Consider the following 26,324-nt stretch of genomic DNA (forward strand, 5'->3'; position numbering starts at 1 on the left):
CTCGGGGTCGAACTCCGTGTCAGTCGCGCGATAAGAGGCGCGGGGCAAGCTCTTTGAGTGCGCGTCGATACACCTCGCGCTTGAATGTCACCACCTGACCCAGCGGATACCAATAGCTGACCCAACGCCAACCATCGAACTCCGGTTTCCCGGTCAAATCCATCCGCACCCGCTGCTCATTGGAGACCAGGCGCAGGAGAAACCATTTTTGCTTCTGGCCAATGCACAGCGGTTGGCTGTGCGTCCTGACCAGACGTTGCGGCAAACGATAGCGCAACCAACCCCGAGTACAGGCAAGAATTTGCACATCCTCAGGTTCAAGCCCGACTTCTTCGTTCAATTCACGATAAAGCGCGTCTTCCGGCGTTTCCTGCGGGTTGATACCACCCTGTGGAAACTGCCAGGCATCTTGGTTGATTCGCCGAGCCCATAGGACCTGGCCGGAGTCGTTTGTCAGAATTATCCCGACATTAGGACGGAAACCATCGGGGTCGATCACGGCAACAACCTCGCAAACGCATGTCACCGCATTGTTCCACAAAGCCGATCAAAGCAGCAACGAGGCTTAGCAGGTTATGTGAAGAGTTGTGAAAACCTCGTATTCTGGTGCTCTTTTTTCAGCAATTTCAGCGAGTAACCGCATGCGCCTGGCTTTATTCGACCTCGACAACACACTTCTGGGTGGTGACAGCGACCACGCCTGGGGTGATTACCTGTGCGAACGCGGCATCCTGGATACCGCGACTTACAAAACCCGCAACGATGAGTTCTATCAGGATTATCTGGCCGGGACTTTGAACCTGACCGACTACCTGAACTTCTCACTGGAAATCCTCGGCAGCACCGAGATGGCCCAGCTAGACGCGTGGCATCGGGATTTCATGCGTGATTGCATCGAACCGATCATCTTGCCCAAGGCGCTGGAACTGATCGCCAAACATCGCGAAGCCGGCGACACGCTGGTCGTCATCACCGCTACCAACCGCTTCGTCACCGGACCGATCGTTGAGCGCCTGGGTATCGAGACGCTGCTGGCGACTGAATGCGAAATGGTCGACGGACGCTATACCGGACGAACCACCGATGTGCCGTGCTTCCGCGAAGGCAAAGTGACACGACTCAATCGATGGCTGGAAGAGAACCAGCTCAGTCTGGAAGACAGCTATTTTTACAGCGACTCGCTGAATGATCTGCCGCTGCTGGAAAAGGTCGCCAACCCGGTAGCCGTGGACCCGGACCCGAAATTGCGCGCCGAAGCTGAAAGCCGTGGCTGGCCGGTGATTACACTGCGCGGATGACTCCAGCGAAATAAGATCGCACTGTGGAATACGGCCCCTGTGGGAGCGGTGCTTGCCCGCGATAAGGACACCGCAGTTCTGCAGGTGGATCACCTAAACCGTATCGCGGGCAAGCACCGCTCCCACAAGGAGATTGCATCCAGGTTAGCCAATCTTTAGCCTCAAACCGGCTTCGCGCCAATCAACCCGGCAATGGCGATAAAACAGACAAAACTGAAAATCGCCAGCGCCAAAGTGAATTTCAGCCCGGCCTTGGCTGGATCAATACGCAACCGGTTCAAACGCACTACCAGCCACAGCCAGCTCAACGCCCCCAAGGTGTAAAGCACGCTGCTCGCTAATACCCAGGTTTGCCCAAGAGGCCAGCCCACCAGGTGCGCCAGCCACCAGCCGGTGATTGGCATGGTCAGCAGGCACAACCCCATCAGGATCCAGGCAAATAGCCGAGGACGTAGTAACAAGCGGGTGTGGTTGGTGGTAAACCCTGCCCTGCGGCCCTTGATCAACCAGATAGTCAAACCGAGGGCGCTGAGCAAAAACAGCACCGTCGCCGAGATGTGCAAGGTTTTCAGGGCGGTAAGATGATCCATTTTCTAGATGCTCAGCTGGTGAATCGGTAGGAGCGAACTTGTTCGCGAGGCGTTTACCTGACACACCCGGTGGTCTGTTTCGCGAACGAGTTCGCTCCTACCGGGATCGCTTTATTACCCCAAAAACAGCTTGTAAGCCGGATTCTCGCTCTCATCCCAGTACGGATAGCCAATCTCGGCCAGTGCCGCCGGTACCAGGTGTCGCTCATCCTCAGGCACCACTAGCCCCGCAACGACACGACCATCCGCCGCGCCGTGGTTACGGTAGTGGAACATCGAAATCGTCCACTGGCCGCCCAGTTTGTTGAGGAAGTTGAACAGCGCGCCCGGCCGCTCCGGGAACTCAAAACGGAACACCACTTCGTCGCTGACCCGCTCGGCATGCCCGCCGACCATATGCCGGATATGCAGCTTGGCCAGCTCGTTGTCGGTCAGGTCGATTACCGGGAAGCCCTGTTCCGTGAGGCTGCTGATCAAGCCCTTGCGCGGATCAGTGTCCGGATGCGTCTGCACGCCGACAAAAATGTGCGCTTCACGGTCGGTGTGGTAACGATAGTTGAACTCGGTGATCTGGCGTTTGCCAATGGCTTCGCAAAAGGCCTTGAAGCTGCCTGGCTGCTCGGGGATGGTCACGGCGATGATCGCCTCGCGACCTTCGCCCAGTTCAGCGCGCTCGGCGACGTGACGCAAGCGGTCGAAGTTGACGTTGGCACCGGAGTCAATCGCGACAAAGGTCTGGCCACTGACTTCGTAATGCTCGACGTACTTCTTGATCCCGGCCACGCCCAGAGCGCCAGCAGGCTCGGTGATCGAGCGGGTATCGTCGTAAATATCCTTGATCGCCGCACATATTTCGTCGGTGCTGACGGTGATCACTTCGTCGACGTAATCCTTGCAGATGTCGAAGGTGTACTGACCAATCTGCGCCACCGCTACACCATCGGCGAACAACCCGACCTGCTGCAGCACAACCCGCTCGCCATAGGCCATGGCCTGTTGCAGGCAGTTGGAATCGTCCGGCTCGACGCCGATTACTTTGATGTCGGGACGCAGGTATTTCACGTAAGCCGCAATACCAGCGATCAAACCGCCGCCACCCACCGGGACGAAAATTGCGTCCAGCGGGCCCTGATGCTGGCGAAGAATCTCCATTGCCACAGTGCCTTGCCCTGCAATCGTGTCTGGATCGTCATAAGGGTGGATGTAAACGAAGCCCATTTCCTCGACCAGCTCCAGCGAATAAGCCAGTGCTTCCGGGAACGAGTCGCCGTGCAGTACCACTTTACCGCCGCGAGAACGTACACCCTCGACCTTGATCTCAGGGGTGGTTTTAGGCATCACGATGGTGGCTTCGACACCCAGCGTCTTAGCCGCCAGCGCCAGGCCTTGCGCATGATTGCCTGCCGAGGCAGTCACTACGCCACGGGCCAGTTCTTCAGGGCTGAGCTGCGCCAGCTTGTTGTAGGCGCCACGGATCTTGAACGAGAACACCGGCTGCAAGTCTTCGCGCTTGAGCAGCACCTGGTTGCCCAGTCGCTCAGACAACTGACGAGCGCCCTGCAGCGGGGTTTCCACGGCCACGTCGTAGACGCGGGAGGTGAGAATTTTTTTGACGTACTGTTCAAGCATCACGGCGACATCACTGGCGAAAGGGCAAGGACGAGAAGTCTAACCCGCACTCCGATGCACGACCACACGAATCACGGGGCTTTGGCGCTGGCATGTCGCTATAATGCGCGCCCTTTTCCTCAATCTGCAGGAGCGCGCTTGCCCGCGATGGCATTGGCACATCCAACGTGGATGGCGCCTGACACAGCGCAATCGCGGGCAAGCGCGCTCCTACAGGTCTATATATCAGGCACCCGTGGAGCCCGCATGAACCAGGATCAACTCAAACAAGCCGTGGCGCAGGCCGCCGTGGACTTCATCCTTCCGAAACTGGACGATAAAAGCATCGTCGGCGTCGGCACCGGCTCCACTGCCAACTGCTTCATTGATGCACTTGCCCAGCACAAAGGCGCATTCGACGGCGCAGTTGCCAGCTCCGAAGCCACGGCCGCACGCCTCAAAGGCCACGGCATTCCGGTGTACGAGCTCAATACCGTCAGTGATCTGGAGTTCTACATCGACGGCGCTGATGAAAGCGACGAGCACCTGAATCTGATCAAGGGCGGCGGCGCAGCATTGACCCGCGAAAAAATCGTCGCAGCCGTTGCCAAGACCTTTATCTGCATCGCTGACGCCAGCAAGCTGGTGCCGGTACTCGGCGCATTTCCGCTGCCGGTCGAAGTGATCCCGATGGCGCGCAGCCACGTTGCCCGCCAACTGGTGAAACTGGGCGGCGACCCGGTTTATCGCGAAGGCGTGCTGACCGATAACGGCAATATCATTCTTGATGTGCACAACATGAACATCACCAATCCGGCTGAGCTGGAAAACCAGATCAACGCAATCGTCGGCGTTGTGACTAATGGCCTGTTTGCTGCGCGCCCGGCAGATTTGCTGCTGTTGGGGACAAGTGAAGGGGTTAAGACGCTGACGCGTTGATAGCACCGGTGAGAACGGTCACGGTGCCTTTTATGGCAAACAGGTGATCTGTAGGATCTGCCGAAGGCTGCGATGCGGTATGTCGGGATAGACGCTTCGCAGCGTTCGGCAACTCCTCCAGGGCCCAGTGCTTTATGTATTACGGCTTCTTGAACACATAAAACAGATTCGGCTCGCTCACCAGGTACAGGGTACCTTCGTCATCCATGGCGATGCCCTCGGCCTGCGGCACGGTTTTGCGCAGGCCCATTGAACCCTGGCTCAAAGAAACATTACCCACCGCCCGGCCTTTGGTATCGAGTTCAACGATTTGGCGGGACTCATCCGACAGGGCGAGCAAATGACCGCTTCGTTCGTCGAACTGCAGGCTGGAAATGTCCCGCACAAACAGCCCCGCATCACGTTTGGCATCAGAAGACACCTCAATCATGCTCGGCGTGCCCGCGTTCAAGTTGGGGAACCCACGCACTTCGATGATCTGCGTAGGCCTGCGCTCCTTGGCGACAAACAGCCGTTGTCCTTTGGTGTCGTATGCCAGCCCTTCATAACCGTTGTTGTTGCCAGACCCGATGCCGAGCGTCAGTTGCTCGGCATCAGCAGCATCAAGGAAGGTCGTTTCATTATCGACATGCACCTTGATCAGTCTCTGCTTTCGCTCATCACTAATCACATAGATACCCGGACTGATGTATTCCACCGCTTCGGCATCACCGAACCCCGTCAATGGAATACGACGCAAAACCCGACCATCGAGGCTCAGCTCAACCATTTCGGCGTTTGAATTGGTTACGGTGAACAGGCTCTTGCGCTCCGGGTCGTAGCTCAGGGCCGAGACATCGTCCTCAAGCCCCGCAATAACCTGCCCCTCAATGACCACCCGGTAATCGCCCAATCCCATGGCCTGCGCGTCTTTGTCTTGCCAAAGCAGGTGCCAGTTGAACAAGGCACGCTCGGCGAAACGGTATTCACGGTTGGCAAAAAACAGCAGCAACGCCAGCAGAACAAGAAGCACGACAAGGATTTTTCGGAAAGTCAGGAGCTGGCGCATTCAGAGGGCTCAAGGATAGGCGGGCAGCATAAATAGCATGCGAATATGAATTGAAGCTTAATGGCGGAGGGCCATTAGACGCTACTCCTGTAGGAGCTCACCGAGGTTACGAGGCCAGCGATAGCGGTTTATCTGACACTCCACCATCGCTGGCCTCGTAACCTCGGTGAGCTCCTACAGTCCATTGTTTGTGGCCTTGGATACCGAAGAGGCCCAGAAAAAGACTCTGCGAATCACTTCTTCTTAAACGAATAAAACAGGTTCGGCTCGCTGACGATGTACAGGTTACCGTCATCGTCGAACGCTACTCCTTCAGCGCGAGGGATAGTGTCCTTCAGACCGTTGAAACCGCCGAGCAACGTCATGAAGCTGACCTGCTCGCCGTTTTCATCCAGCTCCAGCAGCATGTGCGACTCCGCAGACAGGGCAAGGGTATGCCCAGTCCGAGGCTCGACAGTCAATGAAGAGAGATTGCGCAAATCCAGAGACTTGCTCACGACCTTCTGTTTTTCGCCTTTCAAAATGTCGCTGCCGTCGCTTGCCCAGGTAAATATTGCCGGTGGGCGCTCTTCCCCCAGCAGCAATTGTTGCCGGCGAGGGTCCCAGGCGGTCCCCTCGAAAGCTTTATTCTGGTTCCTGGAGGGACCAAGGTCGTACTCCGGGAAATCCGCGATGTTCAGCGTCGTGGTTTGCGGGGTGACCTTGACGATGGTCAGGTGATGCTGGCGCTCATCGCTAATAGCCATGAAGCCATTCTCCATCACTGCAATCGCCTCGGGATTGCTCCACCCTACCATCGGAATCTTGCGCAGTACGTCGCCTTTAAGGGTCAGCTCAACGAGGAAAGGATTCTTGCCCATGACCGCGAAAAGCGTTTTGGTCACCGGGTTATAAGACACATCCGACGCTTCGTCGTCCTCCATACCCGGCAACAGCTTGGCGTCGACATCGACGACATAGTCCGGAAGCCAGACGCTTGCCTTGCGTTCGGCCGGACTTTCGAAACGCTCCCCGAGCCACAGTAGCCCGCGGTCATCCCAATGCATTGCCCAGGCAATGCCATAACCAATCACCACGACCAGCAGCAACAGACCGTACCAACGCAGACGGGGTAGACGACGCGAGGATCTGGCGGACGATGAAGGGCTGGTCATGAGCATTCCCGATTATGGATAGCATTCGATGGCACAGTGCCCTGATCAGAGCGCTGGTGGCCGGATTATCCAGATCAATTGTGAAAAAAACGCCAATTATTCTATTTAAGGCTGCAAAAAACGCGAAAGCCGCCTGCGACGCTGGTCGCAGACGGCTTTGGGCGACTTCAGGGGATCAGCGAACGCTGCTTTCGAAGGGCTTCTGCCCTACCAATTCCAGTACCAGCTCATCGCCAGCCAACAGCGGGCCGACGCCTGCCGGAGTGCCGGTCATGATGACGTCACCGGCCTGCAGCGAGAAGCAGGCAGCCATGTGTTGAATCACCGGCACGATAGGGTTGAGCATGTCGCGGCTGTTACCGTCCTGGCGGACTTCGCCATTGATGGTCAGACGAATGCCGATGTCGGTCAGGTCGGAGAAGGTTTCAGCCGGAACAAACGGAGCGATGACCGCTGCACCGTCGAAAGACTTGGCCTCTTCCCATGGATAACCCTTGTCGCGCAGCTTGGTTTGCACGTCACGCAAGGTCAGGTCCAGGCCCGGAGCAAAGCCGGAGATAGCGTCCAGCACTTCTTCACGGGTCGGGTTCTTGGTCAGGGGTTTACCGATCAGCACGACAATTTCCGCTTCGTAGTGCACTGCGCCACGATCAGCCGGAATGGTGAAACCACCTTCCAGCGCAACTACAGCGCTGCCGGGCTTGATGAACAGCAGCGGCTCGGTTGGCACCGCGTTATTCAGTTCCTTGGCGTGCTCGGCGTAGTTACGACCCACGCATACGGCCTTGCCCATGGGAAAGTGGATGCTCGTTCCGTCGACATACTTGTGCTGATAGCTCATGGCGGCTCCTTGGTCTCGTTGTGGTCACGCCACTATAAAGTGACGGCCCATTAAACAGCGAAGATTTTTCCGGGGTTCATGATGCCGTTCGGATCGAACGCTGCCTTGATGGCCTTCATGTATTCGATTTCGACGGGTGAACGGCTATACGTCAGGTAATCACGCTTGGTCATGCCAACGCCGTGCTCGGCAGAAATCGAGCCGTTGTACTTCTGCACGGTCTCGAACACCCATTTGTTCACTCTGGCGCATTTGACGAAGAACTCTTCCTTGTCGAGCGTCTCAGGCTTGAGGATATTCAGGTGCAGGTTGCCATCACCGATATGGCCGTACCAGAGCACTTCAAAGTCGGGGTAGTGCTCGGCGACGATCGAATCAATTTCACTCAGAAACGCGGGCACTTTCGAGACGGTCACGGAGATGTCGTTCTTATAAGGCGTGAAGTGGGAAATGGTCTCGGAGATGTACTCGCGCAGCTTCCACAGGTTTTTCAGTTGCTGCTCGCTCTGGCTCATCACGCCATCCAGCACCCAGCCCTGCTCGACGCAATGCTCGAAGGTCGCCAATGCTTCATTGGCAAGGTCTTCAGTGGTGGCTTCGAATTCCAGCAGTACATAGAACGGGCATGGCGTATCGAACGGTGAAGGTACGTCGCCGCGGGCCATGACACGGGCAAAGGACTTGTCGGAAAAGAACTCGAACGCCGTCAGGTCCAGCTTGCCGTGGAAGGCGTGCAGCACCGGCATGATCGAGTTGAAGTCAGCTGTACCCAGAACCATCGCGGTCAGGTTTTTGGGGGCGCGGTCAAGGCGCATGGTGGCTTCGACGACAAAGCCCAGCGTACCTTCGGCACCGATGAACAACTGACGCATGTCGTAACCGGTCGCGTTCTTGATCAAGTCCTTGTTCAGTTCAAGGATGTCGCCCTTGCCAGTCACCACTTTCAGGCCCGCGACCCAATTGCGCGTCATGCCGTAGCGAATAACCTTGATCCCGCCGGCATTGGTGCCGATGTTGCCGCCAATCTGACTGGAACCTGAGGAAGCGAAGTCCACCGGATAATAAAGGCCGTTTTCTTCCGCGAGGTTCTGCAGTTGTTTGGTGATTACACCAGGTTGAACGCGAGCCGTGCGCTCGGTGACGTTCAGTTCCAGCACCTGATTCATGTAATCGAACGAAACCACCACTTCGCCATTGGCAGCCACCGCCGCCGCGGAAAGACCCGTTCTGCCGCCCGACGGGACCAGCGCGACCTTGTGTTCGTTGGCCCACAGGACGATGGCCTGAACCTGCTCGATGGACTTGGGAAAGACAATGGCAACGGGCGCGGGCGTGAATTGTTTGGTCCAGTCCTTGCCGTAAGCCTCAAGGGATGCGGCATCGGTGAGCACCTTTCCAGGCTCAACCAGGGTCTTCAGTTCATCTACCAGCGCAGAATGGATCATCGACGGAACTCTCGAACAATTCATGGTCATCCTGAGAACGCTTCACGTCCAGGAATGGGGTTTCGCGGGGTGCATATGCTAGCATACGCCCCCCGCCAATCGAGCTGATGGCCCGATTCGCGACCGCTTCACTTACTGCCAAATTTCTCCGGGACACAGGTTAAAGCAGATGAGCAAGACTTCCCTCGACAAGAGCAAGATCAAGTTCCTTCTTCTCGAAGGCGTCCATCAATCCGCTGTGGATGTCCTCAAGGCAGCCGGTTATACCAGCATCGAGTACCACACCAAGTCTCTGCCGGAAGCCGAACTGAAAGAAAAGATCGCTGACGCTCACTTCATCGGCATCCGCTCCCGCACCCAGCTGACTGAAGAGATGTTCGATCACGCGAAGAAACTGGTCGCGGTCGGCTGCTTCTGCATCGGTACCAACCAGGTTGATCTGGGCGCAGCTCGCGAGCGCGGCATCGCGGTGTTCAACGCACCGTACTCCAATACTCGCTCCGTTGCCGAACTGGTATTGGCCGAAGCTATCCTGCTGTTGCGCGGCATCCCGGAGAAGAACGCATCCTGCCACCGTGGTGGCTGGATCAAAAGCGCGGCCAACTCCTTCGAAATCCGCGGCAAGAAACTGGGCATCGTGGGCTACGGCTCGATCGGTACTCAGCTGTCTGTGCTGGCCGAAAGCCTTGGGATGCAGGTGTTTTTCTTCGACCCGCTGACCAAGCTGCCTCTGGGCAACGCGACACAAGTCACCAGTCTGACCGAGCTGCTGGGTCTGGCTGACATCGTGTCTCTGCACGTGCCTGAATTGCCGTCCACCCAAATGATGATTGGCGAGAAAGAAATCCGCGCCATGAAAAAGGGCGCCATTCTGATCAACGCCGCTCGCGGCACGGTCGTGGACCTCGATGCTCTGGCAGACGCCATCAAGGACAAGCACCTGATCGGCGCAGCCATCGACGTGTTCCCGGTTGAGCCTCGCTCCAACGACGACATCTTCGAAAGCCCGCTGCGCGGCCTGGATAACGTGATCCTGACCCCGCACATCGGTGGTTCGACCGCCGAAGCGCAAGCCAACATCGGTCTGGAAGTGGCTGAGAAGCTGGTCAAGTACAGCGACAACGGTACGTCGGTGTCTTCGGTCAACTTCCCTGAAGTGGCCCTGCCTGCTCACCCTGGCAAGCACCGCCTGCTGCACATCCACGAGAACATCCCGGGCGTGCTGATGGAGATCAACAAGGTCTTCGCCGAAAACGGTATCAACATTTCCGGTCAGTTCCTGCAGACCAACGAGAAAGTCGGCTACGTGGTCATCGACGTCGATGCCGAGTATTCCGATCTGGCTCAGGAAAAGCTGCAACACATCAAAGGCACAATCCGTAGCCGCGTGTTGTTCTAAGCAGTTCCGGGGCAACAAAAAAGGAGACCTTCGGGTCTCCTTTTTTTTTGGGTGTTGCCCTATATCTGTAGGAGCTCACGAGCACCTACAGGACTATCGGTAACCTCAGCGCACATTCACCCTGATCACCTTCGATTCGACCGAAGGATTCAGCGGGATGTGGCTCTTGTCGCCGACCAGCAACTGCAAGGTGTGCGGGCCGTGCGGCAAGGTGACTTCGGTTTCGGTCTGACCTTTACCAAAATGACGAATGTTGTCGGTCATTGGCAGCGGCGCGTTCAGGTCCGGCTGGTCTTTGACATCGATCAACAGGTGGTGATGGCCGGTCTCGGGGATGTCTACCCCGGCAGGCGCGACGCCCATGCCTTTGAGGCCAAACTGGACCTTGAAGGTGCCAGGCACCGTCGCGCCGTCTTTAGGCGAAATGATGTAAGCCTCGGCCCCGGCAGGTGAAGGCGTGCGCGGAATATCGGCAGCACTGGCCATCAGCGAGACCCCGAGCAGCAGGCCAGCGAAAGCAGTTTTTGCAAAGAGGGTTTTCATGAGTTCTCCAGTTTTTATAGGCACCAGCGATCAGCCTTTGAATGGCATGCCTATTACCATAGCGTGGTGGTGAGTTACTGGTTTGGAGAAGGGAGCTTTATGACAAAGATTTCATGCAGACCTCGCTTTTGCAGGAGCTGCCGAAGGCTGCGAAGCATTAATCCGGACAGACCGCTATCGCAGCCCTCGGCAGCTCCTACAGGTCAAGCGTTTGCTGCGCGACAAAGAGACACTTAAAACACCCCATCCCCACGCCGACGAAACCAACCCGTCAGGGAAAGTCGATCACGGCTGGCAGGCATGACCTCGTGAGGGATATCACCGGACATGAACACCACCAGGCAGCCACCAGTTGGCTGCACGTCATATTCCACGTCGTTATCAAGGAACATTCGCAGTTGGCCGCCATGCTCCGGCAGCCAGGCATTGTTCAGATAAACCACCGCTGAGACCATGCGCCGGTCATCGTCGCGAAAACGATCTACATGCTTGAGATAGAAAGCGCCCGGCGGATACATCGCGAAATGGCTTTCGAAATCTTCCAGGCCAAGGAACAAACCGCGATTCAATGCCTGACGCAAGCTGTCCATCAACCCCAGATAACGATCACAAGGTTCAGACTGCCCGGGCTCCAGCCACTGGATGTGATCACCACGAATCCCTTCACGGATCTCTTGAAATGGCCCGCGACCGACAGCGGCGGGCGCCAGCTCACCTTCGGCGGCGCGCGTGCGGCACTCGCTGGCCAGCTCAAGCGTCAGGCTTTCGGGAAGGAAAATATTTTGCTGCGACCAGCCGCGGGCAGCGAGGTCGTCGACGATTCGAAGCAGCAGCGGATGATCAGAGGCGATTTGCATGGCGCATAGTATCCAGCCGCCCAAGAATAGTGAACGAAATTTCACAGGGGCAGCCAACTCATAACTCGACAAAGCCCCGCAACCACCGGGACAATAGCGGCCTGCCGACAGGAGTCCCTATGCGCCGTTTGTTTGTTGTGTTGTTGATGTGCTGCACGATGCCCGCCTGGGCAGACAGCTATGACCAGTTGTACAAGGTCGCCGGCTGGCCAGAACAGCGTGCGCATTTCAATGACGCTCTTAAAGCCGCGCAACAACGCTATCGCAACAGCCTGCCACCTGCGGTGTTTCAAGCGCTGGTCAACAACAGCAATCAGCGTTTCGCCCCACAAGCCATGGATCAACGCGCCGAACAGCGCCTGCGCGAAAGTCTGCGCAACCCGAACCCTGCGCTGCAATTCTTCCAGTCACCGCTCGGACGCAAGATCGTCAACGCCGAACTGACCGCTACCCGGCCTGATCAGTTGGCCAAGAATGCCAAAGGCTTGCCACAGATTCAGGCTGACGCCACTCGCCAACTGTTGATCGGCCATTTGGCTCAAGCGCTGCCTGCCAAAGAGGCCGGTGCTGAAGTCAGCCTGGCGATTGCCGGTGTTGCCGCCGACAGTTTGAGTCAGATGATTCCAGGATTACTGGGCGGCGGTCAGGCTCAAGGTATGCTCGACGGGCAACGTGAACGCCTGATGGCGCAAATCGCTGCCGACATGAACAACACTCTGCTTTATGTCTATCGCGACCTTTCCGATCCGGAACTGGAAGAGTTCTCGACATTCGCCGAATCTGCCGAAGGCAAGGCCTACTATCAAGCCGCACTGGCCGCGATTCGTGCGGGGCTAGCGGTTGGGCAAAGTTCTTCAAGCCTCGCCCCTGCGCAGTAACCCGGCTATTTAGCTCGCCTGCGCCAAACGTATTTTCTGTTCTATAAAGGCCAGGTACTGCGCCCTGAACTCCGGTATTTCATTAGCCAGATGGTGCCGCGCGTCGCTGAGCATGAGTATCCGGGGTTGACTGAATTTCTCGCTGAGCACCCCCAGGTTATGACTCCAGTCAACGGTCATATCGGCTTCGCCCTGGATAATGATCGGACTGCGCAGACTGACGGGCGCTGCTTCGACACGCTTGATCCAACGCGCCAGCGCCCCGACCCAGGCAGTAGGCAGACGCTGCGGCTGTAGTGGGTCAGCGAGCAGGAACGGCAAAAACGCCGGCGCATTACTGTTCTCGCTGAAACGCCGGGCGATACCTGTAACGAAGGGATTGAGCAGGTAATAGCTGAGCCTGGACCAACCCCAGGCACGAGGCCTGACCAACGGCGCCAGCAGGATTACCTGACCTTGAGCGGGGCTTTCAATACCATGATTGAGCAGATGGTCGATCAGAATTGCGCCACCAGTGCTTTGCCCACAAAGGTGCCAAGGTGCAGGCAGTTGCAGCGCGCTCGCTTCCTCGAACAGGCGCTGCAGCACCACTTGATACTCGGCAAAATCGTTGATGCTGGCCCGCGGACCACTGGACAAGCCGTGTCCGGGCAAATCGCAGGAAATGACCGCAAAGTTCATGCTCAGCGCCCATTCGATCAAATGCCGGAACAGACCCATGTGGTCATAAAATCCATGTATCAAAAACAACGTGGCCACTGGCTGATCCGGAATCCAGACCTGCCCGACAATGTCATAGCCCCCCGCATCCATCCTCCCCAGCCAAGTGCGCAATGGCCGCTCCAGCCCCAACCTGTCCAGCACGTAAAAACGCTGGTAAGCCAATCCCTCGGCAGACAGCGGCTGGGCAGCGCTCAGCGGTTGCAGGCTGTTGCGCAGTGCTTCGGGGTCGAACGTGGCAGACATGAGGTTTCCGGCGGGACGATAGGCTGTGCTGAGATATTCAGCTGTATCCCTGAACATGGCAACCCGGCCCCCTCAAACAGATGCGCCTGAAATGAAATCCTCACGCCGCAACACGCTCGTCGCAGGTCTGATCGCGATTCTCTGCGCGGGGCTTTTGTGGGTCGGTTACGACTGGTTTCAAGGCCGCTACTTGCGGCCATTCAGCGACCAGGTGGCGTTTTTCGCGGGCGATTCGCTTCGCCTGCCGGATGAACTGGCCGGAACGGGCCGTGTTCGATTGGTACATTTCTGGGATCCGGCGTGCCCCTGCAACGTTGGAAACCAGCAACACCTTGCGGAGCTGATCGAGCATTTTGCTGCGCAAGGTGGCGTGGATTTCTACGCGGTGCAAAAGCCCGGCAGCCACGGCCGGTTGCCCTCCACGCTGAGCGCAATCAAACCCATCGCTTACTTGCCGGGCGCAGAACGCGTCAGTGCAAGCCCCGCCGTGGCCATCTGGGATCGAGACGGCAAGCTGGCGTACTTCGGGCCTTACAGCGAAGGGCTGACGTGTAATTCAAGCAACAGCTTTATCGAGCCGATCCTGCAAGCGCTGACTGAAGGCCGGGCGGTGGATGCGACACACACCATGGCGGTGGGATGTTATTGCGGGTGGAGCCCAACCCCCCTGTAGGAGTGAGCTTGCTCGCGATAGCGTCAGGCCATACGGTAATTTTTCAACAGGTCTATCGTTATCGCGAGCAAGCTCACTCCTACAGGTCACCCGTTTCCTGTTCATGGCAATGCCACATACGCCAATCCCATCTACTCAACCCCCACCCAAATCTGTAGCCTGCTCTCTTTGCCCGCCGACCGAGAAGCCGGATGAAACGCAGCCTGTCTATCCTTGTATTCATCATCGCCCTCGTCATCGGCGCCGGTGCCTGGTATTTGCACAGCAAGCAGCCACAGCGTGACGGCGAGCTGCCCCTCGCTCACCTTCAGGCACCGGTCAGCGTGCGTTACGACGAGCGAGGCGTGCCGCATATTCGCGCCGAGAACGAAGCCGATCTGTATCGCGCACTGGGTTATGTTCAGGCTCAGGACCGACTGTTCCAGATGGAAATGGTCCGTCGTCTGGCCCGAGGTGAACTGGCTGAAGTACTGGGCCCCAAACTGGTCGCGACGGACAAGCTGTTCCGCAGCCTGCGTATTCGTGAACACGCCGACGACTATGTCGCCCGTCACGACAAGGACACACCGACCTGGAAAGCACTGCAAGCCTACCTCGATGGCATCAATCAATATCAGGACAGCCACGCCAGACCGCTGGAGTTCGATCTGCTGGGCATCCCTAAACGGCCATTCACCGCCGAGGATACCCTGAGCGTCGGCGGCTACATGGCCTACAGCTTCGCCGCTGCCTTTCGTACCGAGCCTTTGCTGACCTATGTGCGTGACGAGCTTGGCGCGGATTATCTGAAAGTCTTTGACCTGGACTGGCAGCCCCAAGGCGTTCTCGATCAGCCTGCCAAACTCTCAACAGCCGACTGGAAAAGCCTCGACCAGCTCGGTTACCTGAGCAATCGGGCGCTTGAACAAGCGGGGCTGCCACAGTTTGAAGGCAGCAACGCGTGGGCCGTTTCCGGCAGCCGGACCAAGAGTGGCAAGCCGTTACTGGCGGGCGATCCACACATCCGTTTCTCGGTGCCAGCGGTGTGGTACGAAGCGCATCTGTCCGCGCCGGGCTTTGAGTTGTACGGTCATCATCAGGCGCTAAATCCTTTCGCGTCGCTGGGCAATAACATGGACTTCGGCTGGAGCCTGACCATGTTCCAGAACGATGACCTGGATCTGATTGCCGAAAAGACCAACCCGGAAAACCCGAATCAGGTCTGGTACCACGGCCAGTGGGTCGACATGACCACCTCTGAACAACAGATTGCAGTCAAAGGCGAAGCGCCGGTCACACTGACGCTGCGCAGGTCGCCTCACGGCCCCATCGTCAACGACGTAATGGGCGTCACCGCAAGTGCCACGCCGGTTGCCATGTGGTGGTCATTCCTGGAGTCGGAGAATCCGATTCTGGAGGGTTTCTACGAAGCCAATCGCGCCGACACTCTGGAAAAAATGCGCGCCGCTGCCGAGAAAATCCAGGCACCGGGGCTGAACATTGTCTGGGCCAATGCCAAAGGCGATATCGGCTGGTGGGCTGCGGCGCAATTGCCCATCCGCCCGGAAGGAGTCAATCCGAATTACATTCTCGACGGCAGCACCGGGCAAGCCGACAAACTCGGCTTTTACCCCTTCAGCGCCAACCCGCAGGAAGAAAACCCCGCGCGCGGCTACATCGTCTCGGCCAACTTCCAGCCCCTCTCGCCTACCGGCATGCAGATCCCCGGTTACTACAACCTTGCAGACCGTGGTCAGCAGTTGAATCGGCAGTTGAGCGATACCTCGGTGAAATGGGATCTGGACAGTAGCAAGGCCCTGCAACTGGGTACACAAACCGAGTATGCGAAGCGGGTATTACAGCCTCTTCTTCCCGTCCTCCGTGAGGTCATCAGTGATCCGGAAGAGAAAGCGCTGCTAGAGCGTCTGGCTAACTGGAAAGGCGACTACGCGGTTGATTCAGTGGGCGCGACGTTGTTCAACCAGTTCCTCTTCGACCTGAGCGAAGAGGTCTTTCACGATGAGCTGGGCGACGGCCTGTTCGAGACATTGCTGTCGACAAGGGTGATTGATGCCGCCCTGCCTCGTGTGGCTGCCGACGCCAGCTCGCCCTGGTGGAACAATCGTAATTCGCCGTTCGAAGAAAACCGCGCCGATACCATCAAAGTCGCGTGGCACGCCACGGTGTCGCATCTGAAATCCACTTATGGACTCAACGCCGATGAATGGCGCTGGGGCAAAGCACACACCTTGACTCACGCACATCCATTGGGTTTGCAGAAGCCGCTGGATACGCTGTTGAACGTCGGACCGTTCGCAGCCCCTGGCACCCATGAAGTACCCAACAATCTTTCTTCACGCATCGGCCCCGCGCCATGGCCCGTCAGCTACGGCCCCTCAACCCGCCGCCTGATCGACTTCGCGGACCCGGCCCATGCACTGGGCATCAACCCGGTTGGGCAAAGCGGCGTGCTGTTCGACAAACACTATTCGGATCAGGCGCAGACCTACATCAACGGCGAGTATGTGCCGCAGCATTTGAGTGAAGAGGATGTAGCGAAGAATGCCCAAGGCACCTTGAGGTTGGTGCCAAGGAACTGATCTGTGGGAGCCGAGCTCGCTCGCGATAAGGATGAGTGCGGTTCACGTTAGATCGCGTCCAGCCTCATCGCGAGCAAGCTCTGCTCCCACAAGGTCACCTACATACTGAAGATCATCACACCGGCGCAGCTGCGCGGCGTGGGTCGGGTTGCTTGTAGCTGTCTGCCGCGCTTTCTTCGATGGCTTGCTGGATGGCTTTCTTGCGCTGTTGCTCGGCACGGCGGGTGAAGAACCAGACCAGGAAGGTCGCGCACGAAACGGCCAGCAGAATCAAACTCGCGACAGCGTTGATTTCCGGTTTCACGCCCAGACGCACGGCGGAGAAGACTTCCATCGGCAAGGTCGTTGAGCCCGGACCAGAAACGAAGCTCGCCAGTACCAGGTCGTCCAGCGACAGCGCGAAGGACATCATGCCCCCCGCTGCCAGCGATGGCGCGATCATCGGGATGGTGATCAGGAAGAACACCTTCCATGGCCGCGCACCGAGGTCCATGGCGGCCTCTTCGATGGACAGGTCCAGTTCACGCAAGCGCGCCGAAACCACGACCGCCACATAGGCGGCGCAGAACGTGGTGTGGGCGATCCAGATGGTGACGATTCCGCGCTCCTGCGGCCAGCCGATCAACTGCGCCATGGCCACGAACAGCAGCAACAGCGACAGACCGGTAATCACTTCAGGCATCACCAGCGGCGCTGTTACCAGCCCACCGAAAAATGTGCGGCCTTTGAAGCGCGTGATGCGGGTCAACACGAACGCCGCCATGGTGCCCAGCGCTACCGCTGCAATCGCCGTGTAGGTGGCGATTTCCAGAGAGCGCATCACCGAGCCCATCAGTTGCGAGTTGTCCAGCAGCCCGACATACCAGTGCAACGACCAGCCGCCCCAGACCGTTACCAGTTTGGAGGCGTTGAACGAGTAGATGACCAGAATCACCATCGGCGCATAGATGAACAGCAGGCCAAGGACCAGCATCATGTTCGAGAATCGAAAGCCTCTCATGCCCTGCCCTCCAGCTCTTTGGCCTGACTGCGGTTGAACAGAATGATCGGCACGATCAGGATCAACAGCATGATCACCGCCAACGCCGAAGCCACCGGCCAGTCACGGTTGTTGAAGAACTCTTGCCACAACACGCGGCCAATCATCAGGGTTTCCGGACCGCCCAGGAGTTCAGGAATGACGAACTCGCCGACCACCGGAATGAACACCAGCATGCAGCCCGCAATCACGCCGTTCTTGGACAGCGGCACGGTGATTTTCCAGAAGCTGTTGAAGTTAGTCGAGCCCAGATCAGAAGCCGCCTCAAGCAGGCTCGGGTCATGTTTGACCAGGTTGGCGTACAGCGGCAGGATCATGAACGGCAGGTACGAATACACCACGCCGATATAGACGGCCAGGTTGGTATTGAGGATCTGCAGCGGCTCGTCGATGAGACCCAGCCACATCAGGAACGCATTGAGCAGCCCGTTATTGCTGAGAATGCCCATCCACGCATAGACCCGGATCAGAATCGCGGTCCAGGTCGGCATCATGATCAACAGCAGCAATACGGTTTGCAGTTCCTTGCGTGCGGTCGCAATGGCGTAGGCCATCGGGAAGCCGATCAGCAGGCACAGCAACGTGCTGAAGAACGCCATTTTCAGCGAGCCCAGATACGCCGAAATGTACAGGTCATCGCCTGTCAGCAACGCGTAGTTAGCGAAGTTGAGGATGACCTCGAACTTCTGCTCGGCGTAGCTGAAGATTTCCGTGTAAGGCGGAATCGCGACGTCGGCCTCGGCGAAACTGATCTTGATGACGATCAGAAACGGCAAGGCAAAGAACAGGAACAGCCAGAGGAACGGCGCTCCAATGACGAGCTGCCGCCCGTTAGGCGTTATCCGCCCCAGTGCACGCTTGATTTTGCGTATCTTCATGAGCGCAACACCACGCCGCTGTCGTCTTCCCACCAGACAAACACTTCATCGCCCCAGGTCGGCCGGGTGCCTTGACGCTCGGCGTTGGCAACGAACGACTGCACCAGCTTGCCGCATGGCAGTTGCACGTAGAACACCGAATGGCCGCCCAGGTACGCGATGTCGTGGACTTTGCCCCGCGACCAGTTGTATTCGAAGGTCGGCTGTTCGGTGGTAACCAGCAGCTTCTCCGGACGCAGCGCATAAGTGATGTGCTTGTCTTCCACCGATGTCGTCACGCCGTGACCGACATAGATATTGCGTTCCAGCTCGGGACTTCGAATCAGGGCATGGCCTTCCATGTCCTCAATCACTTCGCCTTCGAACAGGTTGACGTTACCGATGAATTCGCAGACCAGACGGCTGGTCGGGGTTTCGTAGATGTCGATCGGGCTGCCAATCTGAGCGATCCAGCCCAGGTGCATGATCGCGATGCGTTCAGCCATGGTCATGGCTTCTTCCTGGTCGTGGGTCACCATCACGCAGGTCACGCCGACCCGCTCGATGATTTCCACCAGTTCCAGTTGCATCTGCGAACGCAGTTTCTTGTCCAGCGCGCCCATGGGTTCGTCGAGCAACAGCAACTTGGGCTTCTTCGCCAGCGAACGAGCCAGCGCGACCCGCTGACGTTGGCCGCCAGACAGCTGATGAGGCTTGCGACGCGCGTACTGGGTCATCTGTACCAGCTTGAGCATTTCCGCCACACGTTCGGCAATTTCCGCCTTGGGTAGCTTGTCCTGCTGCAGACCGAAGGCAATGTTCTGTTCCACGGTCATGTGCGGGAACAGCGCGTAGGACTGGAACATCATGTTGATCGGACGTTCGTACGGCGGCATGTCAGTAATATCGACGCCATCGAGGAAGATCCGCCCTTCTGTCGGCCGTTCGAAACCGGCCAGCATGCGTAGCAACGTTGACTTGCCGGAGCCGGAGCCGCCCAGCAACGCGAAGATCTCGCCCTTGTTGATTTGCAGGGACACGTCGTCCACGGCAATCGTCTCATCGAATTTCTTCGTGACCCGATCGATCTTGACCAGCACCTGCTTGGGTTGCTGATCGCCTTCGAGTGATTTCTTGTAGGCGCCGGAGGCAACTGCCATGGGTGAAACTCCCAACTGGTTTGCAGCCCGGCCTGCATGACCGGGCGCGAGGTCTTTATTTACCGGACTTGATTCGAGTCCAGCTGCGCGTCATCACGCGCTGAATCTTCGGCGGCAGCTCGGAGTTGACGTACAGGCGTTCCTGCACTTCCTTGGATGGGTAAACCGCCTCGTCCGCGCGAATCTCTTTGTCCATGAACTCGTCGGACGCCGGGTTCGGATTGGCGTAACCCACTTCGTCACTGACTTGCGCAATAACTTTAGGCTCAAGCATGTAGTTGATGAACGCGTGAGCCTGCTTGGTGTTTTTCGAGTCTGCCGGTATTGCCAGCATGTCGAACCACAGGTTGCCGCCCTCTTTCGGGATGCTGTAGGCGATGTTCACGCCTTTGCCTGCTTCCTCTGCCCGGGCCTTGGCCTGGAACACGTCACCCGAGAAGCCCGCCGCCACGCAGATGTCGCCGTTGGCCAGATCGGTGATGTATTTCGAGGAGTGGAAATAGGTCACGTAAGGACGAATCTCCATAAGCTTGGCTTCGGCCTTTTTGTAGTCGGCCTCGTTCGTGCTGTTGGGATTCAGGCCCAGGTAATTGAGCATTGCCGGGAGCATTTCATCGGCAGAGTCGAGCATGGCTACGCCACAGCTCTGCAGCTTTTTGATGTTTTCAGGTTCGAACAGCACCGACCAGGAATCAATCTTGTCGACGCCCAACACCGCTTTGACTTTCTCGACGTTGTAACCGATGCCGTTGGTGCCCCACAGATACGGCACAGCGTACTGGTTACCCGGATCGTTTTTCTCCAGACGCTTGAGCAGCGCCGGGTCGAGATTCTTGTAGTTCGGCAACTGGCTCTTATCGAGCTTCTGGAACGCGCCCGCTTTGATCTGTTTGCCAAGGAAGTGGTTGGACGGCACCACGACGTCATAGCCGGTACGGCCCGCCAGCAACTTGGCTTCCAGGGTTTCATTGGAGTCGAATACGTCGTACATCGGCTTGATGCCGGTGGTTTTTTCGAAGTCTTCGAGGGTGGTTTTGCCGATGTAATCGGACCAGTTATAAATATGCACGGTGGGTGCCGCGTGCGCTGCGACGGTAGCAGTGAGCGTGGCGGCGGCGAGCATGGATTTGGCAAATAAAGAAATAGACACGTGAACAATCCTTTTTGAGGTGGGGTCTGGTGCCCGTGTCGGGAAGTTGAGCAGATCAGGTCGGAAAAATCCGGGGGCGCAACTTACCGTTGTTGACCGCGTATCGCAAAAAAACTTTATATGACATTGCCCAGGATTTACCTGTAGGAGCTGCCGAAGGCTGCGATGTGATGTCTCTGACACACCGCTATCGCAGCCTTCGGCAGCTCCTACAGGTTTTCCGTCAATCGGGATTATTTACCCGACTTAATCTTGGTCCAGCTGCGGGTCATGATCCGCTGCGTGGCGGCTGGCAAGTCAGCGATTGCGTAAAGCTTGGCCAGCACCTCAGCAGGCGGGTAGACGCCCGGGTCGCTGGTGATGTCTTTATCAACCAAGGCAGTTGCCGCCGAGTTACCGTTCGGGAAGCGTACTTCGTTGGTGATCTCGGCCATGATTTCCGGCTGCATCAGGAAGTTCATGAACTTGTAGGCACCGTCGACGTTTTCCGCGTCTTTAGGGATTGCCACCATGTCGTAGAAGCTGCCAGCACCTTCTTTCGGAATGTTGTAGCTGACCTTCACCTTGCCACCGGCTTCTTCGGCACGGGACTTGGCCTGATAGATGTCACCCGAATAGCCCACAGCTACGCAGATGTTGCCGTTAGCCAGGTCGGAGATGTACTTCGAAGAGTGGAAGTAGCCAATCGAAGGGCGGATTTTCAGGAACAGCGCTTCGGCTTCAGCCAGTTGCTTCTTGTCCTGGCTGTCGGTTGGATAACCCAGGTAATGCAGGGCAATCGGCAGCATTTCGGTTGGTGAATCCAGGAAGCTGATGCCACAGGATTTCAGCTTGGCGGCGTTCTCTGGCTTGAACAGCAGGTCCCAGGAATTGACCGGTGCATCGGCCCCCAGTGCGGCTTTGACTTTGTCCGGGTTGATCCCGATACCAATCGAGCCCCACATGTACGGGAAGGCGTGCTTGTTGTCCGGGTCGCTGACCGACACGGCTTTGAGCAGATTGGTGTTCAGGTTTTTGTAGTTAGTCAGCTTGGACTTGTCCAGTGGCTGGTAAACCCCGGCTTTGATCTGTTTAGCCAGAAAGTTGTTCGACGGCACGACGATGTCGTAACCGGACTTACCGGCAAGCAGTTTGGCTTCGAGGGTTTCGTTGCTGTCGAACACGTCGTAGACGACTTTGATGCCCGACTCTTTTTCGAATTTGGAGATGGTGTCCTTGGCGATGTAATCGGACCAGTTGTACACGTGCAGCACTTTGTCATCGGCCTGCGCAGAGGCGGCCACGACACCCATGAGGGACAAAGCGAGGAGGGTCTTGCCAAATTTCTTCATGTGTACAGCTCCAGTGTTATTAGGTGGCGGCTTCTAGCCATTAGTCTGGCAAGTTCCTGACCGGTGTTTCAAGTCCACGATGATCCCTGTGGGAGCGGTGCTTACCCGCGATAAGGTGCACTCGGTTCACTTTAGACCGCATCGCCCTTATCGCGGGCAAGCACCGCTCCCACAGGTCTAGCCTTGCAACTCAGCCAAGGTCAGATCCAGGCACTTGCGTGCTTTCTCGACCAGCTCATCAATTTCCGCAAAGCTGATCACCAACGGTGGCGCGATGATCATGGTGTCGCCTACAGCCCGCATAATCAGGCCATTGTTGAAGCAGAAGGTTCGACAAATCATGCCCGCCCCTTTGCCGGTGTAACGCTCGCGGGTTGCCTTGTTCTTGACCAGCTCAATGGCGCCCAGCATGCCGACACCGCGGACTTCGCCCACCAGCGGATGATCGCTCAGTTCACGCAGACGCTTTTGCAAGTATGGTGCCGTTTCCGCATTGACGCGTTCGACGATCTTTTCTTCGCGCAGGATACGAATGTTCTCCAGCGCCACGGCCGCCGCGACCGGATGCCCGGAGTAGGTAAAGCCGTGGTTGAAGTCGCCGCCTTCGTTGAGCACGGCCACCACTTCGTCACGCACAATCAAACCGCCCATGGGGATGTAACCCGAGGTCAGGCCTTTGGCGATGGTCATCATGTCCGGCTTGAGGCCGTAAAAGTCGCTACCAAACCACTCACCCGTACGGCCAAAACCACAGATCACTTCATCCGCTACGAAAAGAATGTCGTACTTGTCGAGGATCTCTTTGATCTTCGGCCAGTAGCTTTCAGGCGGCACGATAACGCCGCCCGCGCCCTGAATCGGCTCGGCAATAAAAGCACCGACGTTGTCCACGCCCAGTTCGAGAATCTTCTTCTCCAACTGCTCGGCAGCCCAGACACCGAACTCGTCCGGCGTCATGTCGCCGCCTTCGCCGAACCAGTATGGCTGTGGGATGTGCACGATGCCCGGAATAGGCAAGTCGCCCTGCTCGTGCATGTAGGTCATGCCACCAAGGCTTGCACCTGCGACCGTTGAGCCGTGATAACCGTTGACCCGGCTGATGATGGTTTTCTTGTTCGGCTGGCCCTTGATCGCCCAGTAGTGACGAACCATACGCAGCATGGTGTCGTTGCCTTCTGAACCAGAACCGGTGAAGAACACGTGGTTCATGCCTTCAGGGGCGATCTCGGAGATGACTTTGGCCAGCTCCAGCACGGGCGGGTGGGCGGTCATAAAGAACAGGTTGTAGTACGGCAACTCGCGCATTTGTTTGGCGGCAGCATCCGCCAGTTCTTCACGGCCATAACCGATGGCAACGCACCAAAGGCCGGACATGCCATCGAGGATCTTGTTGCCCTCGCTGTCCCACAGATAAACACCGCTGGAGCGGGTGATGATCCGTGGTCCGACTTCCTTGAGTTGCTTGTAATCGCTGAACGGGGCCAAGTGATGCTCACTGCTCAAGGCCTGCCATTCGCGGGTTTGCGGGTTCTTGGAACTCATTACACAACTCCATATGCTTTTAGCTCGTGGTGCTTAAAAATGCATTCAAGCTGAAATGCGGTTTTTTATGTGGGAGCTGGGCTTGCCCGCGATAAGGCTGGACGCGGTTCACTTTGGATCGCGTCCAGCCTTATCGCGAGCAAGCTCAGCTCCCACAGGGGCACCGCATTCACAGCAGCACTACAGCGCCTACCGTCAAACAGCAAACAGCAAAAACTCACGCTCCCACGAACTGATCACGCGTTTGAAATTTTCATGCTCGGCACGTTTGACCGCGACGTAGCCCTTGATGAATTTCTCGCCCAGGTATTTCTCGACGGTCTTGCTGTTTTCCATGCGCTCCAACGCATCTTCAATGGTCAGCGGCAGACGCAGGTTCCGTCGCTCGTAACCACGGCCAACCACCGGCGCACTCGGGTTGATGTGTTCAACCATGCCAATGAAACCGCACAGCAGGCTCGCGGCAATCGCCAGATAAGGGTTGGCGTCGGCACCGGGCAAGCGGTTCTCCACACGGCGATTCTGCGGACCAGCATCCGGAACACGCAGGCCGACCGTACGGTTTTCTTCGCCCCACTCGACGTTTACCGGTGCCGAGGTATCCGGCAGGAAGCGGCGGAACGAGTTGACGTTCGGCGCGAACAGCGGCAACAACTCGGGGATCAACTTCTGCAGGCCACCGATATGCTGCAGGAACAGCTCGCTCATGGTCCCGTCTTCGTTGGAGAAGATGTTCTTGCCAGTCTTGATGTCGATGATGCTCTGGTGCAAATGCATGGCGCTGCCTGGCTCGCCCGTCATCGGCTTGGCCATGAAAGTCGCTGCAACATCATGCTTGAGCGCAGCTTCACGCATGGTGCGCTTGAACACCAGAATCTGGTCAGCCAGCGACAAGGCATCACCGTGACGGAAGTTGATTTCCATCTGCGCCGTGCCGTCCTCGTGGATCAGCGTGTCGAGGTCGAGGTTCTGCAGTTCGCACCAGTCGTAGACGTCTTCGAACAGCGGATCAAACTCGTTGGCCGCTTCGATGGAGAAAGACTGACGCCCCGTCTCAGGACGCCCGGAGCGCCCGACTGGCGGCTGCAACGGGTAATCGGGGTCGTCGCTGCGCTTGGTCAGGTAAAATTCCATCTCCGGCGCGACAATGGGCTGCCAGCCCTGATCAGCGTAGAGCTTGAGGACTTTCTTCAAGACATTGCGCGGCGACAGCTCAATCGGGTTGCCCTGCTTGTCGTAGGTGTCATGGATGACCTGCGCGGTGGGCTCGATGGCCCAAGGCACTACATAAACCGCATTGGCATCCGGGCGGCAGAACATGTCGATGTCTGCCGGGTCCAGCAATTCGTAATAGATGTCGTCTTCGACGTAGTCACCGGTCACCGTTTGCAGCAATACGCTCTCCGGCAAGCGCATGCCCTTTTCGGCAATGAATTTGTTGGTGGGGGAAATCTTGCCGCGAGTGATCCCGGTCAAGTCGGCAATCATGCATTCGACTTCGGTGATCTTGTGTTCTTTCAACCAATCGGTGAGCTGGTCGAGGTTGGTACTCATAAATACCTCAGGTGGTCAGAGTCCTGATCGCGAATCAGGCGTTATTTGACGCATCGGCGTCGCGTTGTAGTGCTCGTTTACGGCAGGCATCGCCAAATGCCTGGAAGATGACTAGGTAATCAGGGTTTGCAGTAACTTGCCACTCGGGATGCCATTGCACCCCAAGCGCGAAGCCCGGACTGCCCTGCACCGAGACGGCTTCGATCAAGCCATCAGGCGCAACGGCCTCCACGCGCAGGCCCGGCGCCAGACGCTCGATACCTTGCCCGTGGATGGAATTAACACGAATTTCACTCGCCAGCCCCAGACCGTCCAACACACCGCCCGGCTGGACGCGCATCGGATGACTCGGCGCATACTGCACTTCAACCGGCTCATTCTCCGGTTCGCGATGATCCATGAAACCTTCTGTTTCATGGACGCGCTGATGCAGGCTGCCGCCAAACGCTACATTCATCTCCTGAAAACCGCGGCAAATACCTAAAACCGGAACACCGGCTGCCACGGCAGCACGAATAAGCGGTAAGGTGGTGCGGTCGCGTTCGGGATCATGAGCAGTACCCGGCGCGCTGGCTGGGCCACTATAGTGGTAGGGTTCGACATTGGAAGGCGAACCGGTAAACAGCAGTCCATCGAGACTTGCAAGAATATCGGCGGGGTCAAGCAAGGGTCCAAGTGACGGCAGAATCAACGGCATGCCTTTGGCAGCCACTGCTACCGCACGGAGATATTTGTCGCCAGAGACATGATAAGCATGATGACCGATCTGCTTGGTGCAGGCGGTAACGCCGATCAAGGGCAGGCGTGACATGGGACCCCCGTATTGTTGTTGCTGGTCTGGGTTGCAATCGAGCTTAGCCTTGTTCGTTTTTT

Annotated in this window: 24 protein-coding genes; 6 read left to right on the top strand and 18 right to left on the bottom strand. The window is 57.4% G+C overall.

The window, feature by feature from the left end; all coding sequences use genetic code 11:
- Positions 1-19 precede the first annotated feature (19 nt).
- Positions 20-499, bottom strand: coding sequence for an RNA pyrophosphohydrolase (locus tag ABRP31_RS25560; RefSeq protein ID WP_027898512.1), 480 nt, complete (start codon positions 497-499; stop codon positions 20-22).
- A gap of 142 nt (positions 500-641) precedes the next feature.
- Between ABRP31_RS25560 and ABRP31_RS25565 the strand changes: the two genes are divergently transcribed.
- Positions 642-1,298, top strand: a complete 657-nt coding sequence (locus tag ABRP31_RS25565; protein WP_349972667.1) for an HAD family hydrolase — start codon at positions 642-644, stop codon at positions 1,296-1,298.
- Positions 1,299-1,459: 161 nt separating this feature from the next.
- On the opposite strand, the gene ABRP31_RS25570 is transcribed toward ABRP31_RS25565, so the two are convergent.
- Positions 1,460-1,888: a DUF2269 family protein gene (locus tag ABRP31_RS25570; RefSeq protein ID WP_349972666.1), complete on the bottom strand. Its 429-nt coding sequence runs from the start codon at positions 1,886-1,888 to the stop codon at positions 1,460-1,462.
- Between the two features lie 114 nt (positions 1,889-2,002).
- Entirely contained in the window at positions 2,003-3,517 is a 1,515-nt protein-coding gene (ilvA, locus tag ABRP31_RS25575; protein ID WP_349972694.1) for a threonine ammonia-lyase, biosynthetic, read from the bottom strand.
- 246 nt (positions 3,518-3,763) lie between these two features.
- Here ilvA and rpiA point away from each other — a divergent pair, with 246 nt between their 5' ends.
- A complete protein-coding gene (rpiA, locus tag ABRP31_RS25580; protein WP_349972665.1) occupies positions 3,764-4,435 on the top strand; it encodes a ribose-5-phosphate isomerase RpiA in 672 nt (223 codons plus the stop codon).
- A 139-nt stretch (positions 4,436-4,574) separates the two neighbouring features.
- Here rpiA and ABRP31_RS25585 read toward each other — a convergent pair whose 3' ends face one another.
- The 4 genes from ABRP31_RS25585 to ABRP31_RS25600 all read right to left on the bottom strand — a co-directional run bounded on the left by ABRP31_RS25585 (position 4,575) and on the right by ABRP31_RS25600 (position 8,923).
- Positions 4,575-5,483: an SdiA-regulated domain-containing protein gene (locus tag ABRP31_RS25585; protein ID WP_349972664.1), complete on the bottom strand. Its 909-nt coding sequence runs from the start codon at positions 5,481-5,483 to the stop codon at positions 4,575-4,577.
- A 233-nt stretch (positions 5,484-5,716) separates the two neighbouring features.
- On the bottom strand, positions 5,717-6,637 hold the full coding sequence (locus ABRP31_RS25590; protein ID WP_349972663.1) for an SdiA-regulated domain-containing protein: 921 nt from the start codon (positions 6,635-6,637) through the stop codon (positions 5,717-5,719).
- Positions 6,638-6,812: 175 nt separating this feature from the next.
- Positions 6,813-7,478 carry a fumarylacetoacetate hydrolase family protein gene (locus ABRP31_RS25595; protein ID WP_087265896.1) on the bottom strand — a complete coding sequence of 222 codons (666 nt, stop codon included), beginning with the start codon at positions 7,476-7,478 and terminating at the stop codon, positions 6,813-6,815.
- A gap of 50 nt (positions 7,479-7,528) precedes the next feature.
- Positions 7,529-8,923, bottom strand: a complete 1,395-nt coding sequence (locus ABRP31_RS25600) for an FAD-binding oxidoreductase (protein ID WP_349972662.1) — start codon at positions 8,921-8,923, stop codon at positions 7,529-7,531.
- Positions 8,924-9,092: 169 nt separating this feature from the next.
- Here ABRP31_RS25600 and serA point away from each other — a divergent pair, with 169 nt between their 5' ends.
- Positions 9,093-10,322: a phosphoglycerate dehydrogenase gene (gene serA, locus ABRP31_RS25605; protein WP_349972661.1), complete on the top strand. Its 1,230-nt coding sequence runs from the start codon at positions 9,093-9,095 to the stop codon at positions 10,320-10,322.
- Between the two features lie 105 nt (positions 10,323-10,427).
- On the opposite strand, the gene ABRP31_RS25610 is transcribed toward serA, so the two are convergent.
- Together ABRP31_RS25610 and ABRP31_RS25615 are read right to left on the bottom strand one after the other, a co-directional pair.
- Complete coding sequence (locus ABRP31_RS25610; RefSeq protein WP_349972660.1) at positions 10,428-10,865, bottom strand: DUF4399 domain-containing protein; 438 nt, start codon at positions 10,863-10,865, stop codon at positions 10,428-10,430.
- Between the two features lie 233 nt (positions 10,866-11,098).
- Positions 11,099-11,722, bottom strand: a complete 624-nt coding sequence (locus ABRP31_RS25615) for a 2OG-Fe(II) oxygenase (RefSeq protein ID WP_349972659.1) — start codon at positions 11,720-11,722, stop codon at positions 11,099-11,101.
- Between the two features lie 119 nt (positions 11,723-11,841).
- Here ABRP31_RS25615 and ABRP31_RS25620 point away from each other — a divergent pair, with 119 nt between their 5' ends.
- On the top strand, positions 11,842-12,600 hold the full coding sequence (locus tag ABRP31_RS25620; RefSeq protein WP_087265886.1) for a DUF2059 domain-containing protein: 759 nt from the start codon (positions 11,842-11,844) through the stop codon (positions 12,598-12,600).
- A 9-nt stretch (positions 12,601-12,609) separates the two neighbouring features.
- Here the strand turns inward: ABRP31_RS25620 and ABRP31_RS25625 are convergent, their stop codons facing one another.
- Positions 12,610-13,566 carry an alpha/beta hydrolase gene (locus ABRP31_RS25625; protein ID WP_349972658.1) on the bottom strand — a complete coding sequence of 319 codons (957 nt, stop codon included), beginning with the start codon at positions 13,564-13,566 and terminating at the stop codon, positions 12,610-12,612.
- A gap of 91 nt (positions 13,567-13,657) precedes the next feature.
- Between ABRP31_RS25625 and ABRP31_RS25630 the strand changes: the two genes are divergently transcribed.
- Together ABRP31_RS25630 and ABRP31_RS25635 are read left to right on the top strand one after the other, a co-directional pair.
- Entirely contained in the window at positions 13,658-14,239 is a 582-nt protein-coding gene (locus ABRP31_RS25630) for a DUF6436 domain-containing protein (RefSeq protein WP_349972656.1), read from the top strand.
- A 191-nt stretch (positions 14,240-14,430) separates the two neighbouring features.
- Positions 14,431-16,818, top strand: a complete 2,388-nt coding sequence (locus ABRP31_RS25635; protein ID WP_349972654.1) for a penicillin acylase family protein — start codon at positions 14,431-14,433, stop codon at positions 16,816-16,818.
- A gap of 115 nt (positions 16,819-16,933) precedes the next feature.
- On the opposite strand, the gene ABRP31_RS25640 is transcribed toward ABRP31_RS25635, so the two are convergent.
- The 8 genes from ABRP31_RS25640 to ABRP31_RS25675 all read right to left on the bottom strand — a co-directional run bounded on the left by ABRP31_RS25640 (position 16,934) and on the right by ABRP31_RS25675 (position 26,262).
- The gene (locus ABRP31_RS25640) at positions 16,934-17,818 is read right to left on the bottom strand and encodes an ABC transporter permease subunit (protein ID WP_349972653.1); all 885 of its coding nucleotides are present in this window, start codon (positions 17,816-17,818) and stop codon (positions 16,934-16,936) included.
- Entirely contained in the window at positions 17,815-18,735 is a 921-nt protein-coding gene (locus ABRP31_RS25645; protein ID WP_349972652.1) for an ABC transporter permease subunit, read from the bottom strand. Before ABRP31_RS25645 ends, ABRP31_RS25640 begins: the two co-directional genes overlap by 4 nt.
- Positions 18,732-19,874: a polyamine ABC transporter ATP-binding protein gene (potA, locus tag ABRP31_RS25650; protein ID WP_087265876.1), complete on the bottom strand. Its 1,143-nt coding sequence runs from the start codon at positions 19,872-19,874 to the stop codon at positions 18,732-18,734. The genes ABRP31_RS25645 and potA overlap by 4 nt, the downstream gene beginning before the upstream one ends.
- Before the next feature lie 55 nt (positions 19,875-19,929).
- A complete protein-coding gene (locus tag ABRP31_RS25655) occupies positions 19,930-21,024 on the bottom strand; it encodes a polyamine ABC transporter substrate-binding protein (protein ID WP_349972651.1) in 1,095 nt (364 codons plus the stop codon).
- A 233-nt stretch (positions 21,025-21,257) separates the two neighbouring features.
- Positions 21,258-22,355, bottom strand: a complete 1,098-nt coding sequence (locus ABRP31_RS25660) for a polyamine ABC transporter substrate-binding protein (protein ID WP_349972650.1) — start codon at positions 22,353-22,355, stop codon at positions 21,258-21,260.
- Positions 22,356-22,532: 177 nt separating this feature from the next.
- Entirely contained in the window at positions 22,533-23,897 is a 1,365-nt protein-coding gene (locus ABRP31_RS25665) for an aspartate aminotransferase family protein (protein ID WP_349972648.1), read from the bottom strand.
- A gap of 195 nt (positions 23,898-24,092) precedes the next feature.
- Entirely contained in the window at positions 24,093-25,451 is a 1,359-nt protein-coding gene (locus ABRP31_RS25670; RefSeq protein WP_027900697.1) for a glutamine synthetase family protein, read from the bottom strand.
- Positions 25,452-25,485: 34 nt separating this feature from the next.
- Positions 25,486-26,262 (bottom strand): gamma-glutamyl-gamma-aminobutyrate hydrolase family protein, encoded by a 777-nt coding sequence (locus ABRP31_RS25675; RefSeq protein ID WP_349972693.1) that lies wholly within the window; start codon positions 26,260-26,262, stop codon positions 25,486-25,488.
- Positions 26,263-26,324: the final 62 nt, after the last annotated feature.

This window comes from Pseudomonas caspiana, from assembly GCF_040224095.2.
GTDB classification, from domain to species: Bacteria; Pseudomonadota; Gammaproteobacteria; order Pseudomonadales; family Pseudomonadaceae; genus Aquipseudomonas; species Aquipseudomonas caspiana.

Coding starts and splice junctions, on each gene's coding strand:
- ABRP31_RS25565 (WP_349972667.1), top strand. CDS start 642: ATGCGCCTGGCTTTATTCGACCTCGACAACACACTTCTGGGTGGTGAC.
- ABRP31_RS25570 (WP_349972666.1), bottom strand. CDS start 1,888: ATGGATCATCTTACCGCCCTGAAAACCTTGCACATCTCGGCGACGGTG.
- ilvA (WP_349972694.1), bottom strand. CDS start 3,517: ATGCTTGAACAGTACGTCAAAAAAATTCTCACCTCCCGCGTCTACGAC.
- rpiA (WP_349972665.1), top strand. CDS start 3,764: ATGAACCAGGATCAACTCAAACAAGCCGTGGCGCAGGCCGCCGTGGAC.
- ABRP31_RS25585 (WP_349972664.1), bottom strand. CDS start 5,483: ATGCGCCAGCTCCTGACTTTCCGAAAAATCCTTGTCGTGCTTCTTGTT.
- ABRP31_RS25590 (WP_349972663.1), bottom strand. CDS start 6,637: ATGACCAGCCCTTCATCGTCCGCCAGATCCTCGCGTCGTCTACCCCGT.
- ABRP31_RS25595 (WP_087265896.1), bottom strand. CDS start 7,478: ATGAGCTATCAGCACAAGTATGTCGACGGAACGAGCATCCACTTTCCC.
- ABRP31_RS25600 (WP_349972662.1), bottom strand. CDS start 8,923: ATGATCCATTCTGCGCTGGTAGATGAACTGAAGACCCTGGTTGAGCCT.
- serA (WP_349972661.1), top strand. CDS start 9,093: ATGAGCAAGACTTCCCTCGACAAGAGCAAGATCAAGTTCCTTCTTCTC.
- ABRP31_RS25610 (WP_349972660.1), bottom strand. CDS start 10,865: ATGAAAACCCTCTTTGCAAAAACTGCTTTCGCTGGCCTGCTGCTCGGG.
- ABRP31_RS25615 (WP_349972659.1), bottom strand. CDS start 11,722: ATGCAAATCGCCTCTGATCATCCGCTGCTGCTTCGAATCGTCGACGAC.
- ABRP31_RS25620 (WP_087265886.1), top strand. CDS start 11,842: ATGCGCCGTTTGTTTGTTGTGTTGTTGATGTGCTGCACGATGCCCGCC.
- ABRP31_RS25625 (WP_349972658.1), bottom strand. CDS start 13,566: ATGTCTGCCACGTTCGACCCCGAAGCACTGCGCAACAGCCTGCAACCG.
- ABRP31_RS25630 (WP_349972656.1), top strand. CDS start 13,658: ATGAAATCCTCACGCCGCAACACGCTCGTCGCAGGTCTGATCGCGATT.
- ABRP31_RS25635 (WP_349972654.1), top strand. CDS start 14,431: ATGAAACGCAGCCTGTCTATCCTTGTATTCATCATCGCCCTCGTCATC.
- ABRP31_RS25640 (WP_349972653.1), bottom strand. CDS start 17,818: ATGAGAGGCTTTCGATTCTCGAACATGATGCTGGTCCTTGGCCTGCTG.
- ABRP31_RS25645 (WP_349972652.1), bottom strand. CDS start 18,735: ATGAAGATACGCAAAATCAAGCGTGCACTGGGGCGGATAACGCCTAAC.
- potA (WP_087265876.1), bottom strand. CDS start 19,874: ATGGCAGTTGCCTCCGGCGCCTACAAGAAATCACTCGAAGGCGATCAG.
- ABRP31_RS25660 (WP_349972650.1), bottom strand. CDS start 22,355: ATGAAGAAATTTGGCAAGACCCTCCTCGCTTTGTCCCTCATGGGTGTC.
- ABRP31_RS25665 (WP_349972648.1), bottom strand. CDS start 23,897: ATGAGTTCCAAGAACCCGCAAACCCGCGAATGGCAGGCCTTGAGCAGT.
- ABRP31_RS25670 (WP_027900697.1), bottom strand. CDS start 25,451: ATGAGTACCAACCTCGACCAGCTCACCGATTGGTTGAAAGAACACAAG.
- ABRP31_RS25675 (WP_349972693.1), bottom strand. CDS start 26,262: ATGTCACGCCTGCCCTTGATCGGCGTTACCGCCTGCACCAAGCAGATC.